We start from the raw sequence: 14622 nt of genomic DNA, 5'->3' as shown, positions 1-14622 counted from the left end.
AAGATCGACCGCAGCTTCGTGCAAGGCCTGCCCAACGACGCCAGCGACGTCGGCATCGCCAACGCCATCGTGCAGATGGGCCGGGCGCTGGGTCTGCAGGTCATCGCCGAGGGCGTCGAGACCGACGCGCAGCGCGATTTCCTGGCACGCTGCGGCTGCCACGAATACCAGGGATTCCTGAGCGCGCCGGCCTTGGAAACGCGCGCCTTCGAGGAGCGCCAGGCCCAGATCGCGGCGCAGGCCGAAGCCGGCAAGCTGGCACGTGAGCAGGGGGCCGCCGTGCCGCGCGCCGTGCGCGCGTCCGTCCACCTGCTCCGCGGCGGCTGATCCGCACCGCGCCGCGCGGCGGGCGCATCAGGATAGTCCCGAGGTTCGGGATCGACGGGGTCGGGAGACCTCTCCACTGCCTCTCGCACGAGGGCGGCACAATGTGCCGATGGCCGCCGTCGTCGGCCGGGAGACACACGTGCTGTACAAGTTCAAGTCGAAGGCCGGGGCTGACGTCATCATGTTGGCCGCCCATGGCGATCAAGCACTGCAGGCCCTGGGGCGCGGACCGGCGCCGCAAGGGATCTTCCAGGCGTCCGACCTGCCCGCGCTGATCGCGCACGGCGAGGCGGCGATCGCCGAGGAGCAGCAGGCGCAGGATCGCGCTGCCGAGCAGGCGCGGGCCGAAGGCCGCAAGCCGCCGCCCAAGCCCGAGGTTTCGCTGCGCCAGCGCCTGTGGCCGCTGCTGGAGCTGATGCGTGCCGCGCAGGCGGTCGATACCGACGTGGTCTGGGGCGTCTGAGTGGACTCGACCCTGATCCTCGCCATCCGGCACGGCGAAACCGCCTGGAACCGCGAGGGCCGGCTGCAAGGCCATCTGAATCTGCCGCTCAACGCGCTGGGCGAGCGACAGGCCGAACGGCTGGGCACCGCACTGGCCGACCACCCGATCGATGCGATCTATGCGAGCGACCTGGACCGCGCCGCAGTGACGGCCAGGCATCTGGCGGCACCTCACGGCCTCGAGGTCCGCTTCGACGAACGCCTGCGGGAACGCGCGTTCGGCATCCACGAGGGCAAGCTCTGGACCGAGATCGAAGCCGGATTCCCTGAGGACGCCCTGCGCTGGCGCCGACGCGATCCGGACTTCGAGCCGCCGGGCGGCGAGAGCCTGATCACGCTCTACGCCCGCTGCATCGCCGTCGTGTCCGAGCTCGCCGCGGCACACGCCGGGCAGACGATCGCGGTCGTCGCGCACGGTGGGGTGATGGACTGCCTGTACCGTGCCGCGACCCGCATCGATCTGCAGGCGCCGCGCAGCTGGGTCCTGGGCAACACGAGCATCAACCGGCTGCTGCATTCACCGCAGGGATTCAGCCTGGTCGGTTGGAACGACGACCAGCATCTGCAAGGCCTGACGCTGGATGATCCCGGCGTGCCGGGCTTCATGCCTGCCGCGACGGCGACTGCCAGGGCCTGAACGAGGGGGCGGCTCCCACGAGGGCCGACGCCCACCGACATCGACAGAAGCGCCGCATCGAGCGCTCATCGAGGAGACACATGACCGACGCACAGATCATCGTGCTGGCCACGCCGGTGTTCTTCGCCCTGATCGGGCTCGAGTACTGGATCGGCCTGCGCCGCGGGCGCAACACCTATCGCCTGAACGACGCGGTGAGCAGCATCGCGCTGGGGATGCTCAGCCAGGTGGTGGGCGTGCTGACCAAGCTCTTCACGCTGGGCATCTACACCTGGGTCTTCGAGCGCGCGGCGCTGACCCGGCTGGACGCAGGCGCCTGGTGGGTCTGGCTGACGGGGCTGCTGCTGTACGACTTCCTCTACTACTGGCACCACCGGCTCGGTCACACGACCGCGCTGCTGTGGGCCGCGCACGCCGTCCACCACCAGAGCGAGGACTACAACCTGTCCACCGCGCTGCGCCAGACCGGCAGCGGCTGGCTGGTCGGCTGGCTCTTCTACATGCCGATGGCGATCCTCGGCTTCCCGCCGCTGGTCTACGCGGTCGTCGCGCTCATCGACCTGCTGTACCAGTTCTGGGTTCACACCCAGCAGATCGGCAAGCTCGGCTGGTTCGACCGCTGGTTCTGCTCGCCATCCAACCATCGCGTGCATCACGCCGTCAACGATCCTTATCTTGATCGCAACTACGGCGGGATCCTCGTCATCTGGGACCGGATGTTCGGCAGCTTCCAGGAGGAGCTGGATCGCGAACCCTGCGTCTACGGGACCCGCGACGCGCTGCAGAGCTGGAACCCGTGGACTGCCAACGTCCAGGTCTACGCCAAGCTGCTGTCCAAGACGCGGCGGACGCCGCGCTGGCGCGACAAGCTGCGCCTGTGGTGGGAGCCGGCGCACTGGGAGCCGGGCATCGGCGCCCGCATAGCGCCCGGATACGACCCGCACACCAGGCCGCTGTTCGACCCGAAGGTCGCGTCCTCGCACGCCTGGGCGGCCGCGGCGATGTTCCTGCTGTTGCTGGTCGGGATCGCGCTGTTCCTCTGGAACGCCCATCGACTCGGCCCGATCGAGCAGATCGCCGTGCTCGCCGGCCTCCTGGCGGGCCAGGTCCTGACGGCCCGCCTGCTATCACCCGCCAAGCCTCTGGTTCACCCCTAACGGGGAACTGTTGCAATTTTGCGTCGGGCGTTATGGGTGCGTGCAACGCACTTCTATACTCCGCACACCTTGCAGTAAAGCCATTGAGCCAGACCGGCTGAAACCTCCAACTGGATGAAGGTGGGTATGAAAAAGATTGCATTCGCTGCGGCCATCGCGGCTCTTTCCGCTCCCGTGTTCGCGCAGAGCTCCGTCACGCTCTGGGGCCGTATCAACACCTCGGTGGAAAGCATCAAGACCGGCAACAACGACCGCGTCGCTTCGATGATCAACAACAACTCCCGCCTGGGTTTCAAGGGTACGGAAGATCTCGGCAGCGGCCTGAAGGCCAGCTTCGCCCTGGAGCACGGCCTGAATTCGGACGACGGGCGCCAGACCAACTCGGCGTTCTGGAACCGTGAAGCCAGCGTGCAGCTGGCCGGCGATTTCGGCGCGATCCGTCTGGGCCGCTGGACCCCGGGCTCGTACTACGCCACCGCCGACTACGTGTCGATGCACAACCATGACACCGGCACGTCGGAAGACAAGCTGTACTCCGGCGCTGGTTTCACGCAGACCAACAAGGTCGGTTACTTCACCCCGAACGTCAGCGGTTTCAACGGCGAGTTCACGCTGCATGCCGGTGAAGGCGTCGACCCGCGCGGCTACGACGTCGCCCTGAACTACGACCAAGGCCCGATGCACCTGGGCGCCGGTTACAGCAAGCAAGGCAGCGCCAAGCAGTACGCGATCCGCGGCCTGTATGAGCTGGGCGCCTTCACCTTCGGCGGCTACGCACAGCGCGAAGAATCGGGCACGGCGCAGTCGCCTGGCGCGAAGGATGCGCGTTGGATCGGTCGCGCCGCTGTGATGTACACGCTGGGCCAATCGGAATTCCACCTGAACGTCGGTGGCACCAAGGCTGGCGCGTACTCGTTTAACAACGGTCGCAACGGTGGCAAGCAATACACCGTGGCCTACAACTACAACCTGAGCAAGCGCACCAAGGTGTACGCGTTCTACACGGCTGTGGATGCCTCCACGCCGAACAAGCGCGACGACCTGAGCTCGTTCGCCCTGGGTGTCCGCCACAACTTCTGATCTCCGGATCACGAAGCAGAAAGGCGCTCTTCGGAGCGCCTTTTTCATTGTTGTCGCGGCTCCTGCGCTCAATGCGCTGCGATCCGCGGGTGCAAGCGTCTATTCGATCTCGAACAGCTGTCCCGCCTGCTTGGGCGGCGCGACGCCGAGGTGGCGATAGGCGGCCAGCGTCGCGATCCGTCCACGTGGCGTGCGTTGCAGGAAGCCCTGCTGGATCAGGTAGGGCTCGATCACGTCCTCGATGGTGCCGGGCTCCTCGCCGATCGCCGCGGCGACGTTGTCCAGACCCACCGGTCCGCCGTCGAAACGGTGCACGACGGCCTCCAGCAGCTTGCGGTCCATCAGGTCGAAGCCGAGTGGGTCGACATCCAGCATCGCCAACGCCTTTTCGGCGATGTTGCGGGTGATCGTGCCGTCCGCCTTCACGTCGGCGTAATCGCGGACGCGCCGCAGCAGCCGGTTGGCGATCCGCGGCGTGCCGCGTGAACGCCGCGCGACCTCGAGCGCACCTTCCGGGTCGATCGGCGCGCCGAGCAGCGAGGCGGACCGGGTCACGATGCGCTGCAACTCCTCGGCCGTGTAGAACTCCAGCCGCGCCACGATGCCGAAGCGGTCGCGCAGCGGGTTGGTCAACATGCCGGCGCGCGTGGTGGCGCCGATCAGCGTGAACGGCTGCAGGTCGAGCTTGATCGACCGGGCCGCCGGACCTTCACCGATCATGATGTCGATCTGGTAGTCCTCCAGCGCCGGATACAGGATTTCCTCGACGACCGGCGACAGCCGGTGGATCTCGTCGATGAAGAGCACGTCGTTGCGCTCGAGGTTGGTCAGGATCGCCGCCAGGTCCTTGGGTTTCTCCAGCACCGGACCGCTGGTCTGGCGCAGGTTGACGCCCAGCTCCGCAGCGACGATGTGGCTCAGCGTGGTCTTGCCCAATCCGGGTGGCCCGAACAGCAGCACATGGTCGAGTGCCTCGCGGCGTTTCTTCGCGGCGCCGATGAAGATCTCCAGCTGCTCGCGCGCCTTGGCCTGGCCGACGTACTCGTCGAGCAGCTTGGGACGCAGCGCGCGCTCGATCGCGTCCTCGTTCGGCGACGTGGGCTGCGCACTGATGAGGCGGGCCTGCTGCGGCGCGGGCGTGAAGTCGTCGGTCTGGATGCTCATGGTGGGAGAGTAAGCCGCGCGCGGGGGTTCATGACAGGTGCTTCATCGCCAGCTTGATGCCCTCGCTGACGCCGATGTCCGCCGGCAACGTCTTCAGCGCGGTGCCGGCTTCCTTCTCGCTGTAACCCAGCGCGACCAGCGCCTGCAGGATGTCGGCCTGCGCGTCGTTGGCCACGGACACCGGCAGCGACAGGTCCGGACTCAGCTTGCCCTTGAGCTCCAGCAGCAATCGCTCGGCAGTCTTCTTCCCGATGCCCGGCACCTTCACCAGCCGGCCGGCCTCCTGCTTGGAGACGGCCTGCGCCAGATCTCCGACCGACATGCCCGACAGCAGCGACAGCGCCATCTTGGGGCCGACGCCGCTGATCTTGATCAGCAGACGGAAGGTGCTGCGCTCTTCGGCGGTGAGGAATCCGAAAAGGACATGCGCATCCTCGCGGATGCTCAGGTGGGTCAACAGCGAGGCGCGTTCGCCCAGGCCGGGCAGGTTGAAGAAGGTGCTCATCGGCACGTCGACTTCATAGCCGACGCCTTGCACGTCGATGACAACCTGCGGGGGCGATTTTTCCGCGATGACGCCGGTGAGCTTGCCGATCATGGCCGCGGATTATCCGCGTTCAGCAGCGTTCCGACTGGATGTTTGTCCAGTATTTTCCCGACGCGGGAGGCTCGACCCGGAATACCGGCCGGGACGGGCGCTCCGGACGCTCAGTTCCTGCCGAAAAGGCCCAGGCGCTGGGCCTCCAGCGCGGCCTCGGCGCGCGAGCTCACGTTCAGCTTGCGGTAGATCTGCTTCACGTAGTCGGCGATCGTGTGGCGCGACAAGCCCAGCTGCACGCCGATCTCGGGCAGCGTGAAGCCCTTCGCGACGCGCAGCAGGACCTCCGTCTCGCGGTCGGTCAGTGAGACCTCATGCAGCACCTGCGCGGCCTGCGGCCGGCGCTGCGAGGTGAAGTAGGCGATGACCTTGCGCGCGATCGACGGGGACAGCGGCGGCTCTCCCTGGCTGATGCGCTGGAGTTGCTCGACCAGCAGTTCGCGCGACTGTTCCTTGAGCAGATAGCCGAAGGCGCCGGCCTGCAGGGCGGGGAAGAGGTGTTCATCGTCATCGTGGATGGTGACGATGACTGACTGGACCTCGGGCTGCTTCTCGCGCAGCGCGGAGATCACGTCGACCCCGGACCCGTCGGGTAGCCCCAGGTCCAGCAGCGCCAGCGTGAAGCGCTGCGAATTGACCTGCTGCAGCGCGTCCTGTACCCGCGAGCACTCGGTGACGACCGCGTTGGCGAAGACCTGTTTGACGAGGACCTTGAGCCAGGCGCGGATTTCGGGAATGTCTTCGAGGAGCAGGATGTGGTTCATGGCGCGGATTCTTGCTCAGGATTGTCGTGCGGGCGGAGTGCCCGCTGACTTCCTGCAACAGTACGGCTTTCTCGGGGGGCTGACCATCCTGATCAACGCCGGACTGTGGTGCCGGCGGCAATGGATCACGGGAGATCGCGATCAGAGCGTGATCAAAGTGGGATCGTGAGCCGGATGACGGTGCCCCAACCGGGGCCCGATTCGACCAGGCACTGGCCATGCATCTGCTTGGCGCGGGCCTTCATGCTGGCCATGCCGTGTCCCTTGTCCAGGCGACCTTCCAGCTCGAGCGGGATGCCTTGACCGTTGTCCTGGATCACCACCGAGAAGTAGCCGTCCTGCGCCGAGCAGCTGATCACGCAGTGCGTGGCGCCGCTGTGCTTGATGATGTTGCTGACCGATTCGCGCAGGATGCGCGTCGTCTGCACGTAGGCGCGGGCGGGGAAGGTGTGCTCGATGTCCTCGGCGGGCGACTTCCATTCAGCCAGGATGTTCGCCTGGGCCAGGCGCGAGACCACCTCGGCGCGCCAGTCTCCCAGCGCGTCCAGCAGTTGCACCGGCTTGCCGGTCAGGCCGCGCACGGACAGCCGCATCTCCTCCAGCGCTTCACGTGCGAGCGTGGAGATCCGGTCCGACTCGCTGGTGTGCACGATGGTCAGCAGCTTGGCGCCGAGGTCGTCGTGCAGGTCGGCGGCGATGCGCTTGCGCTCGCGTTCCGTGACCTGCTCCAGCTTGGTTTCCGCGACCTGGTCGAAATGTCGCTCCAGTTCGGCGATGCGCTCCTGCAGGCGCAACTCGCCTTGCAGGACGGCGAGCTCGGACTGCGTGAGCGCCCGGGCGAACTCGCGCACGCGATGCAGCCCCAGGCCCAGCAGGCACAGCGGACCGAGGATGCCGGCCAGACCGCTGCCCGGCAAGGTCCAGGCCGTCAGCACCGCGAGCGCGCCGAAGCCGATCAGCACGCCGCTGAGGACGAAGTCGGACTGCGGGTACCGCTCCTCCAGGGTCGGCAGGAACATGTCCTGCCAGAGATGCCAGAGGTGCCAGGCCATCGCCACCAGCAACTGCGCGCCCAGCCACCAGAGCGCGAAGGCGGCGATGCGCGTGGCCGGCACCGGCAGCAGCAGCGCGGCGGGAAAGAGCAGCGCCTGGGCCAGCAGCGCGCGGTGCATGCGGCGGTCCCGCCGCCGCATCCGTCGCATCAGGTAGTGGACGGCGGACCAGAGCAGCCACGGCGCGAGGATCACCGCGATCCCCGTGCGCCACGACGACAGCGGCGCCAGGCCCACCATGACGACCCATCCCGGCATCAGCACGAGCAGCCACGAGATGTGGCGCTGGGCGCGTCGTTGCCAGATCAGCAGTCCCAGCACGAAGGCCATCAGCACCAGCGCGGATTGCAGCCCGTAAGCCAATTGCGGGGCCAGCCGCGCCCACAAGGTGATGAAGGAGCCCGTGGTGACGGCATCGGTGCCGGCGACCGCCGCGCCGGCCACCTGCGCGAGGCAGACCGGCACGGCCAATGTCAAGGCCGCCGCGGCGCCGTAGGCCGCCGGTCGGGATGCGCCCTGCGCCGGCACGGCATCCCTGAGGCCGGCAGCGTCTCCTTGTTGTTCCGTGGTCCGGTGCATGGGGGGCGATTGTGCAGGCGCGGCAAGCGCGCGGTGCACCGGCGCGCGACAATACCGCCCTCAACCCCCCTGAATACGGAGCCTTCTCCGCTTTGAACCTGCGCCACGCTTTCACCCCCGCCGACAACCGGCGCCTGTCGCACCTCTGCGGCCCGCTGGACGATCATCTCCGCCAGATCGAGGCGGCGCTGAGCGTGCGCATCACCCACCGCGCCGAGCACTTCAACGTCGAGGGCGACCGCGCGCCCGCGCATCGCGCGCTGGCCTTGCTGGAGTCGCTCTACGCGCGAGCCGACCGGGCGATCCCCGGCGAGACCCTGCGGCTGGCGATCGTCGAGGCGGCCAACGACGTGGCCGCGCCGGCGAAGACCGCCGACGGCGAGGACACGGACGGCGACAGCGTCGTGCTGCGCACCCGCCGCGCCGACCTGGCCGGCCGCACCGGCAACCAGCATCTCTACCTGCGCAGCATCCTGTCGCACGACATCAGCTTCGGCATCGGCCCCGCGGGCACGGGCAAGACCTTCCTTGCGGTGGCTTGTGCGGTGGATGCGCTGGAGCGCTCGACGGTGCAGCGCATCATCCTGACGCGCCCGGCGGTCGAGGCCGGCGAGCGCCTCGGTTTCCTGCCCGGCGATCTGACGCAGAAGGTCGACCCGTACCTGCGGCCGCTCTACGACGCGCTGTACGACCTGATGGGCTTCGACCGCGTGACCAAGGCGTTCGACAAGGGTCAGCTGGAGATCGCGCCGCTGGCTTTCATGCGCGGACGCACGCTGAATCACGCGTTCGTCATCCTGGACGAGGCGCAGAACACGACGCCCGAGCAGATGAAGATGTTCCTGACCCGCATCGGCTTCGGCAGCAAGTGCGTGGTGACCGGCGACACGAGCCAGATCGACCTGCCGCGCGGCATGCGCAGCGGTCTGGTCGACGCGGAGCAGGTGCTGGACGGCGTCGAGGGCATCGCGATCACGCGCTTCACGCGCGCGGACGTGGTGCGCCATCCGCTGGTCGCGCGCATCGTGCAGGCGTATGAGGACCAGACAGAGGCGCTGGCGCGGGAGGAAGCCCGCGCGGAAGAAGAGCACCGCGCACAGTTCGCTGAAGAACGCGAAGAGCGTCGCCTGCGCGCGCTGCGCCTGCGCGAGGAAGCGATGCGCATCGAGGAGCCGCCACCGCCTGCCGTGAAGAAGGCAGCGGCGAAGAAGCCGGTGGCGAAGAAGCCCGCCGTAAAGAAACCCGTTGCGAAGCAGGCGGTCGTCAAAGCGGCAGCCAAGTCCACGCGCAAGGGAGTCTCGCGATGAGCCGACCGGAACTGAGCCTGTCGCTGCAATTCGCGGACCCGCGCCACAAGGCGCTGCTGCCGCGGCACAAGGTGATCCGCTGGATGCGCGCCGCGCTGGAGCTGCCGGGCGAGATCACCGTCCGGATCGTCGGTGCGGAGGAAGGTCAGTCGCTCAACCGCGAGTACCGCTCGAAGGACTACGCGACCAACGTGCTGACCTTCGACTACACGCACGAGCCGGTCGTCGCCGCGGACCTGGTGATCTGCGCCGAGGTCGTCGAGCGCGAGGCGAAGGAGATGGGCCTGGACATCGTGGCGCACTACGCGCACATGCTGGTCCACGGCACGCTGCACGCGCAGGGCTACGACCACGAGGAAGACGACGAGGCCGAGTTCATGGAAGCGCGCGAGACCGAGGTCATGGTCGGGCTCGGCTTCGCCGATCCCTACGCCAAACGCTGAACGCTACTGCTGCGTGCCCAGGTAGCGCTTGCGCCAGAAGAAGGCGCCGAGCAGGAGGGAGGTCACGACCATGACGCCCACGGCGATCCAGAAGCCGGTCGCCCGGTGGATCAGCGGCAGGGTGTCGAAGTTCATGCCGAAGACGCCGGTGATCAGGTTCAGCGGCAGGAAGATGGCCGTCAGCACGGTCAGCGTCCGCATGATGTTGTTGGTGCGCTCGCCGGTGAGCGAGAAGTGCATCTGCACCGAGGTCTCGGCCGAAGTCTCCAGCCGCCGCACGTGGGTCAGCACGCGTTCCACGTGTTCGAGCACGTCGCGCGACCGCACGCGCAGCAGCTCGCGCTCGCGCTCCGCCCGCGCATCGCCGACGGGCCATTCGCCCAGCGCGTCTATCCATTCCTGGACCGCGCTGCGCTGGTCTTCGCAGAGGTCTTCCAGCCGCGACAGCGTGTCGCGGGCGTGCAGCACGACGGGCCAGTCGCGGAAGTGCCCGCGCCGGTCGAGCAGCAGGTTCTGCAGCGTCGTCAGCTGACGTGTCAGCAACCGGCGCAGGTCCAGGTAGCTGTCGACCATGTGGTTGACCATGCGCAGCATCAGCTCGGCCGGGCTGTGGGGCAGCCGCGTGCTGCCGCGCAGATCGCGGCCTTCCTGCTGCGCGCCGAGCTTGCCGGCGAAGTGGTCCCGCAGCGAGCACTCGCCCGGATGCACCGTGATCAGCACGCGGTCGAAGACGGCGAAGCCGACCGGACTCGTGTCGATGGCCTTCAGCGCCTCGTTCACCGCCGCCGCGTGGCGAGGTTCATCGTCGGACAGGTACTGCTCGCTGCCGGGCATCGTCGCGAGCCGGCGGAAGACCATCAGGTCGTACGCGCTCGTGTAGTCGAAGTGCGACGGCAGTTGCGGATTCATCAGATCCGACACGTGCAGGTCCAGCAGCTGCGCGCCGGTCCAGCGCGTCAGCCGCTGCTGCAGCGTGCCGAGCTGGAGTTCGAATTCGCGCCGGGGCAGGCCGATCCACAGGAAGCCTTCGGGCGGGAGCTCGTCGGGTAGGCCGGCGAGCTCCTCGTAGAGCGCGTCGCTGAGATGGAAGATGCGCATGCGTCGGTCGGGCAGCCCGCGTTCCCTGGCGTCGGGAACGCTCAGGCGCCGGCGCGGATCAGGCGCGCCGCGTCCATCGCGAAGTAGGTCAGGATGCCGTCGGCGCCGGCGCGCTTGAAGGCGAGCAGGGCCTCGAGCATCACGGCGTCGTGGTCCAGCCAGCCATTGGCGGCGGCGGCCTTGATCATGGCGTACTCGCCGCTGACCTGGTACGCGAAGGTCGGCACGCGGAACTCCTGCTTCACGAGGCGCACGATGTCCAGATACGGGAGGCCGGGTTTGACCATCACCATGTCGGCACCTTCGGCCAGATCCAGGCCGACTTCGCGCAGCGCTTCGTCGCTGTTGCCCGGATCCATCTGGTAGGTCTTCTTGTCGGCCTTGCCGAGGTTGCTGCGCGAGCCCACCGCGTCGCGGAACGGGCCGTAGAAGGCGCTGGCGTACTTGGCGCTGTAGGCCATGATCCGCGTGTGGATGTGGCTGTCCGCCTCGAGCGCGGCGCGGATCGCGCCGATGCGGCCGTCCATCATGTCGCTGGGCGCGACGATGTCGACGCCCGCGCGAGCCTGGACCAGCGCCTGCTGCTTGAGCAGTTCGACGGTGCGGTCGTTGAGGATGTAGCCCTGCTCGTCGAGCACGCCGTCCTGGCCGTGGCTGGTGTACGGGTCGAGCGCGACGTCCGTCAGCACGCCCAGGCCGGGCACCTTCTCCTTGAGCGCGCGCACGACACGCGGGATCAGGCCGTCCGGGTTCGTCGCCTCGATGCCGTCGGGCGTCTTCAACGCGGTATCGATCGCCGGGAACAGCGCGATCACCGGGATTCCCAGCTCGACGCATTCCTCGGCGACGGGAATCAACCGGTCCAGGCTCAGGCGGGAGACGCCCGGCATCGACGCGATCGGTTCGACGCGGTTCTCGCCCTCATGGACGAACACCGGAAAGATGAAATCGCTGGCGTGCAGGCGGTGTTCGCGGACCAGCGCCCGGGTGAAGGCGTCGCGGCGCAGGCGACGGGGACGGCTGGCGGGATAAGGGGCAGGAAGTTGCATGATTTCCGAGAAGTACCACCAGGATGAGGGGCCACTAGGTGGAAAGACGTAGATTCCGAAATTCGGCAGATCTGTTAAAGTCGTTCTTGAATGATAGCCGTTGGCTGTCGTTCCCTGCTTTTCCTCCCTGAGCAGGAGCCTTAACGTGATGACAGCGATAAGGCTTTCCGACCCCGGCTGTGAAGCCGGGGTTTTTTTTCGCGCCCTCCATAATGCCGTGATGCTCTGGATCAAAGCGCTTCACATCATTTTCGTCGCCGCCTGGTTCTCCGGCCTGTTCTATCTGCCGCGGATCTTCGTGAATCTGGCCATGGTGCCGGCCGACAGCCACGCCGAGCGCGAACGGCTGCTGATCATGGCCTTGAAGCTCTATCGCTTCAGCTCGGGACTGATGGTGCTGGCCCTGGCCTTCGGCCTCACGCTGTGGCTGTACTACGGCATTGGGCGGGGGCCGGGCAACGGGTGGATGCACGCCAAGCTGGCGCTGGTCGTCGCGGTCATCGGCTATCACCACGTGTGCCGCGCCTTCCTGCGCAAGTTCGAGATGCTCGCCAACCGCCGCAGCCACAAGTGGTTCCGCGTGTTCAACGAGGTCTCGGTCCTCGTCTTCGCGGCCATCGTGATCCTGGTCGTCGTCAAACCCTTCTGATCCGGTGATGCATCGGCGCAGTTCCGCCACCTGGCTGGCCCTGTGTTACGCGGTGCTGGTGGTCTACGCCAGCCTCTATCCGTTCTGGCCCTGGCGCATGCCGCCCAGCCTGCCGTGGCCGGGTTTCGTCGGGCTGCCCTGGCCGCGCTACTGGGGCAAGTTCGACATCTGGATCAACGTGGCCGGTTACTGGCCGCTGGGGCTGCTCTGCTTCTCTGCGGTGATGCGCGGCAGCGGCAGCCTGTTGCGTGCGTTGCTGCTGACGGTGGTCGGGCTGCCGCTGCTGTCGTTCTCGATGGAGACGCTGCAGTACTTCCTCCCCGGCCGCGTGCCGTCGCTGGCGGATTTCCTGCTGAACAGCGCCGGCGCCTGGCTCGGCGGCCTGTGCGCGTGGGCGGTGCTGTGGCTGGGCGGACTGGAGCGCTGGAACGGCTGGCGCGAACGCTGGTTCGTGCCGCACAGCGCCGGCGCGCTGGCGCTGCTCGCGCTGTGGCCGGTGGGGCTGCTGTATCCGGCGCCGTTGCCGCTGGGCCTCGGACAGCTGTTCCCCCGCCTGCGCGAATGGGCCGAGCTGCTGCTCGAGAACACGCCCTGGGAGCTCGTGCCCAAGGAGCTGACCGACGACCTGCCGCTGCCGCCCGGCCTTGAGGCGATCGCCATCGCCATGGGCGTCCTGGCGCCCTGTCTGCTGGCGCTGTCGGTGGCGCGACCGGGCAGGCGTCGCGCCTTGCTGGTGCTGGGCGCCATCGCGCTGGGCGTGACGACGACGGCCTGGTCGACGCTGCTGAACTTCGGTCCCGATCATGCGTGGGCCTGGCTGACCTCGACGACGGAACCCGGCCTCATCATCGGCGGCGCGCTGGCGCTGCTCGCGGCGTTCATGTCGCGGCGCGCGAACGCGGCATGGGGCCTGGTCGTGCTGACCGTGCTGATCGCGCTGATGGCCGAGGCGCCCTCCGATCCCTACCTGCTCGAAAGCCTGCAGTTCTGGGAGCAGGGCCGCTTCGTCAACCTCTACGGCCTGGCGCAATGGGTGGGCTGGCTGTGGCCGTTCGCGGCGCTGGCCTGGCTGCTCTACGGCGTGACGCAGAGCGACCGCCCAGGCCCGCCGCCTGCCGGTGAGCGTGCTGCCGATGAGCGATCCGGCGGGCGCTCTGAAGGACAAGCGGTTCGTGACGGACCGCACGAACGGTCGCTCGGTGAAAACCCTGAAACTACAATCGACCGATGAGCTCCCCCAGCTACTACCAACGCCACATCTTCTTCTGCCTGAACCAGCGCGAGAACGAGAACGCCTGCCTTCAGCACAACGCGCAGGAGGCTTTCGACCATTGCAAGAAGCGCGTGAAGGCCGAGAAGCTGGCCGGCAAGGGCGGTGTGCGCGTCAACAAGGCGGGCTGCCTGGATCGCTGTGCCGGCGGGCCGGTGGCGGTCGTCTATCCGGAGGCCGTCTGGTACCAGTTCGTCGACAACAGCGACATCGACGAGATCGTCGAACGCCACCTCAAGCATGGCGAGGTCGTTGAACGCCTGGTGCTCGACGACTCGGTCGGCCGCTGACCGGAGAGACATCGGATGAACGCACAGACCCAGCGCCGGCAGATCGCCGGCCCGGCCGGCGAGATCGAATGCGCCATCGACGAACCCGCAGTCGATGCCGGCCCGCTGCGCGGCGTGGTGGTGATCTGCCACCCGAATCCGACGCAGGGCGGCACGATGGACAACAAGGTGGTGCAGACGATCGCGCGCGCGTTCGTGCACCTGGGTTATCGCGCGGTGCGGTTCAACTTCCGCGGCATCGGCAAGTCGGCCGGTGGCTGGGACGAAGGCCGCGGCGAAGTCGACGATGCGCTGGCCGTGATCGCAGCCTTCCGCGATCCGGCGCAGCCACTCGCACTGGCCGGCTTCTCGTTCGGCGGTTTCGTCGCGTCGCAGGCCGCGCTCAAGCTCGAACAGCCGGCCGAGCGCCTGCTGCTGGTCGGTCCGGCGACGAGCCGCTTCGGCGTCGCCACCGTGCCGGCCGACACCGTCGTGATCCACGGCGAACAGGACGATGTGGTGCCGCTGAGCGCCGTCTTCGACTGGGCGCGCCCGCAGGCGCTGCCGGTCATCGTGGTGCCCGGTGTCGGGCATTTCTTCCATGGGCAGTTGCCGCTGCTCAAGACTCTGGTGCTGCGCGGCTGGCATGCCGTCGGTGAAGCGCGCGCCTAAGGA

At 67.7% G+C, this 14622-nt stretch carries 17 protein-coding genes and 1 pseudogene; 12 read left to right on the top strand and 6 right to left on the bottom strand.

The genetic code is table 11. The features are described from left to right. The 5 genes from VF536_RS18345 to VF536_RS18325 form a co-directional block, all read left to right on the top strand. Positions 1-327: EAL domain-containing protein (locus VF536_RS18345; protein WP_331616301.1), on the top strand; the 327-nt coding region annotated here is incomplete at its 5' end. Positions 328-436: 109 nt separating this feature from the next. Further along, a complete protein-coding gene (locus VF536_RS18340; protein WP_331616300.1) occupies positions 437-790 on the top strand; it encodes a DUF1840 domain-containing protein in 354 nt (117 codons plus the stop codon). Beyond that, the gene (locus VF536_RS18335) at positions 791-1468 is read left to right on the top strand and encodes a histidine phosphatase family protein (protein ID WP_331616299.1); all 678 of its coding nucleotides are present in this window, start codon (positions 791-793) and stop codon (positions 1466-1468) included. It begins immediately after the preceding gene. Positions 1469-1548: 80 nt separating this feature from the next. Beyond that, entirely contained in the window at positions 1549-2625 is a 1077-nt protein-coding gene (locus VF536_RS18330; protein ID WP_331616297.1) for a sterol desaturase family protein, read from the top strand. A gap of 126 nt (positions 2626-2751) precedes the next feature. Continuing rightward, a complete protein-coding gene (locus VF536_RS18325) occupies positions 2752-3705 on the top strand; it encodes a porin (RefSeq protein ID WP_331616296.1) in 954 nt (317 codons plus the stop codon). A 99-nt stretch (positions 3706-3804) separates the two neighbouring features. Here VF536_RS18325 and ruvB read toward each other — a convergent pair whose 3' ends face one another. The 3 genes from ruvB to VF536_RS18310 all read right to left on the bottom strand — a co-directional run bounded on the left by ruvB (position 3805) and on the right by VF536_RS18310 (position 6231). Continuing rightward, positions 3805-4869, bottom strand: a complete 1065-nt coding sequence (ruvB, locus tag VF536_RS18320) for a Holliday junction branch migration DNA helicase RuvB (protein WP_331616295.1) — start codon at positions 4867-4869, stop codon at positions 3805-3807. A 28-nt stretch (positions 4870-4897) separates the two neighbouring features. Beyond that, on the bottom strand, positions 4898-5467 hold the full coding sequence (gene ruvA / locus VF536_RS18315) for a Holliday junction branch migration protein RuvA (protein WP_331616294.1): 570 nt from the start codon (positions 5465-5467) through the stop codon (positions 4898-4900). A gap of 110 nt (positions 5468-5577) precedes the next feature. Next, positions 5578-6231, bottom strand: coding sequence for a response regulator (locus tag VF536_RS18310; protein ID WP_067069232.1), 654 nt, complete (start codon positions 6229-6231; stop codon positions 5578-5580). Between VF536_RS18310 and VF536_RS18305 the strand changes: the two genes are divergently transcribed. After that, positions 6230-6400: a hypothetical protein gene (locus VF536_RS18305; protein ID WP_331616293.1), complete on the top strand. Its 171-nt coding sequence runs from the start codon at positions 6230-6232 to the stop codon at positions 6398-6400. The two genes, VF536_RS18310 and VF536_RS18305, sit on opposite strands and share 2 nt — an antisense overlap. Here the strand turns inward: VF536_RS18305 and VF536_RS18300 are convergent. Next, positions 6384-7862 carry a sensor histidine kinase gene (locus VF536_RS18300; protein WP_331616292.1) on the bottom strand — a complete coding sequence of 493 codons (1479 nt, stop codon included), beginning with the start codon at positions 7860-7862 and terminating at the stop codon, positions 6384-6386. The two genes, VF536_RS18305 and VF536_RS18300, sit on opposite strands and share 17 nt — an antisense overlap. Positions 7863-7954: 92 nt before the next feature. Between VF536_RS18300 and VF536_RS18295 the strand changes: the two are divergent. Further along, positions 7955-8908: pseudogene (locus tag VF536_RS18295) on the top strand (PhoH family protein); the annotation flags it as partial. 257 nt (positions 8909-9165) lie between these two features. After that, entirely contained in the window at positions 9166-9612 is a 447-nt protein-coding gene (ybeY, locus tag VF536_RS18290) for an rRNA maturation RNase YbeY (RefSeq protein ID WP_331616291.1), read from the top strand. Between the two features lie 3 nt (positions 9613-9615). Here the strand turns inward: ybeY and VF536_RS18285 are convergent, their stop codons facing one another. Beyond that, positions 9616-10710: a magnesium transporter CorA family protein gene (locus VF536_RS18285; protein WP_331616290.1), complete on the bottom strand. Its 1095-nt coding sequence runs from the start codon at positions 10708-10710 to the stop codon at positions 9616-9618. Between the two features lie 41 nt (positions 10711-10751). Beyond that, positions 10752-11759 (bottom strand): porphobilinogen synthase, encoded by a 1008-nt coding sequence (gene hemB, locus VF536_RS18280; protein WP_331616289.1) that lies wholly within the window; start codon positions 11757-11759, stop codon positions 10752-10754. A 220-nt stretch (positions 11760-11979) separates the two neighbouring features. Between hemB and VF536_RS18275 the strand changes: the two genes are divergently transcribed. Genes VF536_RS18275 through VF536_RS18260 form a run of 4 tightly spaced genes read left to right on the top strand, consistent with a single transcriptional unit; the run spans position 11980 to position 14619 of the window. Further along, positions 11980-12408 (top strand): CopD family protein, encoded by a 429-nt coding sequence (locus VF536_RS18275; RefSeq protein ID WP_088407705.1) that lies wholly within the window; start codon positions 11980-11982, stop codon positions 12406-12408. 7 nt (positions 12409-12415) lie between these two features. Then, a complete protein-coding gene (locus tag VF536_RS18270) occupies positions 12416-13639 on the top strand; it encodes a VanZ family protein (RefSeq protein ID WP_331616288.1) in 1224 nt (407 codons plus the stop codon). Then, a complete protein-coding gene (locus VF536_RS18265) occupies positions 13636-13968 on the top strand; it encodes a (2Fe-2S) ferredoxin domain-containing protein (protein ID WP_331616287.1) in 333 nt (110 codons plus the stop codon). Before VF536_RS18270 ends, VF536_RS18265 begins: the two co-directional genes overlap by 4 nt. A 15-nt stretch (positions 13969-13983) precedes the next feature. Next, on the top strand, positions 13984-14619 hold the full coding sequence (locus VF536_RS18260; protein ID WP_331616286.1) for an alpha/beta hydrolase: 636 nt from the start codon (positions 13984-13986) through the stop codon (positions 14617-14619). Positions 14620-14622 lie beyond the last annotated feature (3 nt).

Source organism: Roseateles sp., from assembly GCF_036486225.1.
Lineage (GTDB): Bacteria > Pseudomonadota > Gammaproteobacteria > Burkholderiales > Burkholderiaceae_C > Roseateles.
This window is presented reverse-complemented; position numbering and strand designations above follow the sequence as displayed.

What these genes read in the sequence shown, in the direction of transcription:
- VF536_RS18340 (WP_331616300.1), top strand. Translation starts at nt 437, where the DNA reads ATGGCCGCCGTCGTCGGCCGGGAGACACACGTGCTGTACAAGTTCAAG.
- VF536_RS18330 (WP_331616297.1), top strand. Translation starts at nt 1,549, where the DNA reads ATGACCGACGCACAGATCATCGTGCTGGCCACGCCGGTGTTCTTCGCC.
- VF536_RS18325 (WP_331616296.1), top strand. Translation starts at nt 2,752, where the DNA reads ATGAAAAAGATTGCATTCGCTGCGGCCATCGCGGCTCTTTCCGCTCCC.
- ruvB (WP_331616295.1), bottom strand. Translation starts at nt 4,869, where the DNA reads ATGAGCATCCAGACCGACGACTTCACGCCCGCGCCGCAGCAGGCCCGC.
- ruvA (WP_331616294.1), bottom strand. Translation starts at nt 5,467, where the DNA reads ATGATCGGCAAGCTCACCGGCGTCATCGCGGAAAAATCGCCCCCGCAG.
- VF536_RS18305 (WP_331616293.1), top strand. Translation starts at nt 6,230, where the DNA reads ATGGCGCGGATTCTTGCTCAGGATTGTCGTGCGGGCGGAGTGCCCGCT.
- VF536_RS18310 (WP_067069232.1), bottom strand. Translation starts at nt 6,231, where the DNA reads ATGAACCACATCCTGCTCCTCGAAGACATTCCCGAAATCCGCGCCTGG.
- VF536_RS18300 (WP_331616292.1), bottom strand. Translation starts at nt 7,862, where the DNA reads ATGCACCGGACCACGGAACAACAAGGAGACGCTGCCGGCCTCAGGGAT.
- ybeY (WP_331616291.1), top strand. Translation starts at nt 9,166, where the DNA reads ATGAGCCGACCGGAACTGAGCCTGTCGCTGCAATTCGCGGACCCGCGC.
- VF536_RS18285 (WP_331616290.1), bottom strand. Translation starts at nt 10,710, where the DNA reads ATGCGCATCTTCCATCTCAGCGACGCGCTCTACGAGGAGCTCGCCGGC.
- hemB (WP_331616289.1), bottom strand. Translation starts at nt 11,759, where the DNA reads ATGCAACTTCCTGCCCCTTATCCCGCCAGCCGTCCCCGTCGCCTGCGC.
- VF536_RS18275 (WP_088407705.1), top strand. Translation starts at nt 11,980, where the DNA reads ATGCTCTGGATCAAAGCGCTTCACATCATTTTCGTCGCCGCCTGGTTC.
- VF536_RS18270 (WP_331616288.1), top strand. Translation starts at nt 12,416, where the DNA reads ATGCATCGGCGCAGTTCCGCCACCTGGCTGGCCCTGTGTTACGCGGTG.
- VF536_RS18265 (WP_331616287.1), top strand. Translation starts at nt 13,636, where the DNA reads ATGAGCTCCCCCAGCTACTACCAACGCCACATCTTCTTCTGCCTGAAC.
- VF536_RS18260 (WP_331616286.1), top strand. Translation starts at nt 13,984, where the DNA reads ATGAACGCACAGACCCAGCGCCGGCAGATCGCCGGCCCGGCCGGCGAG.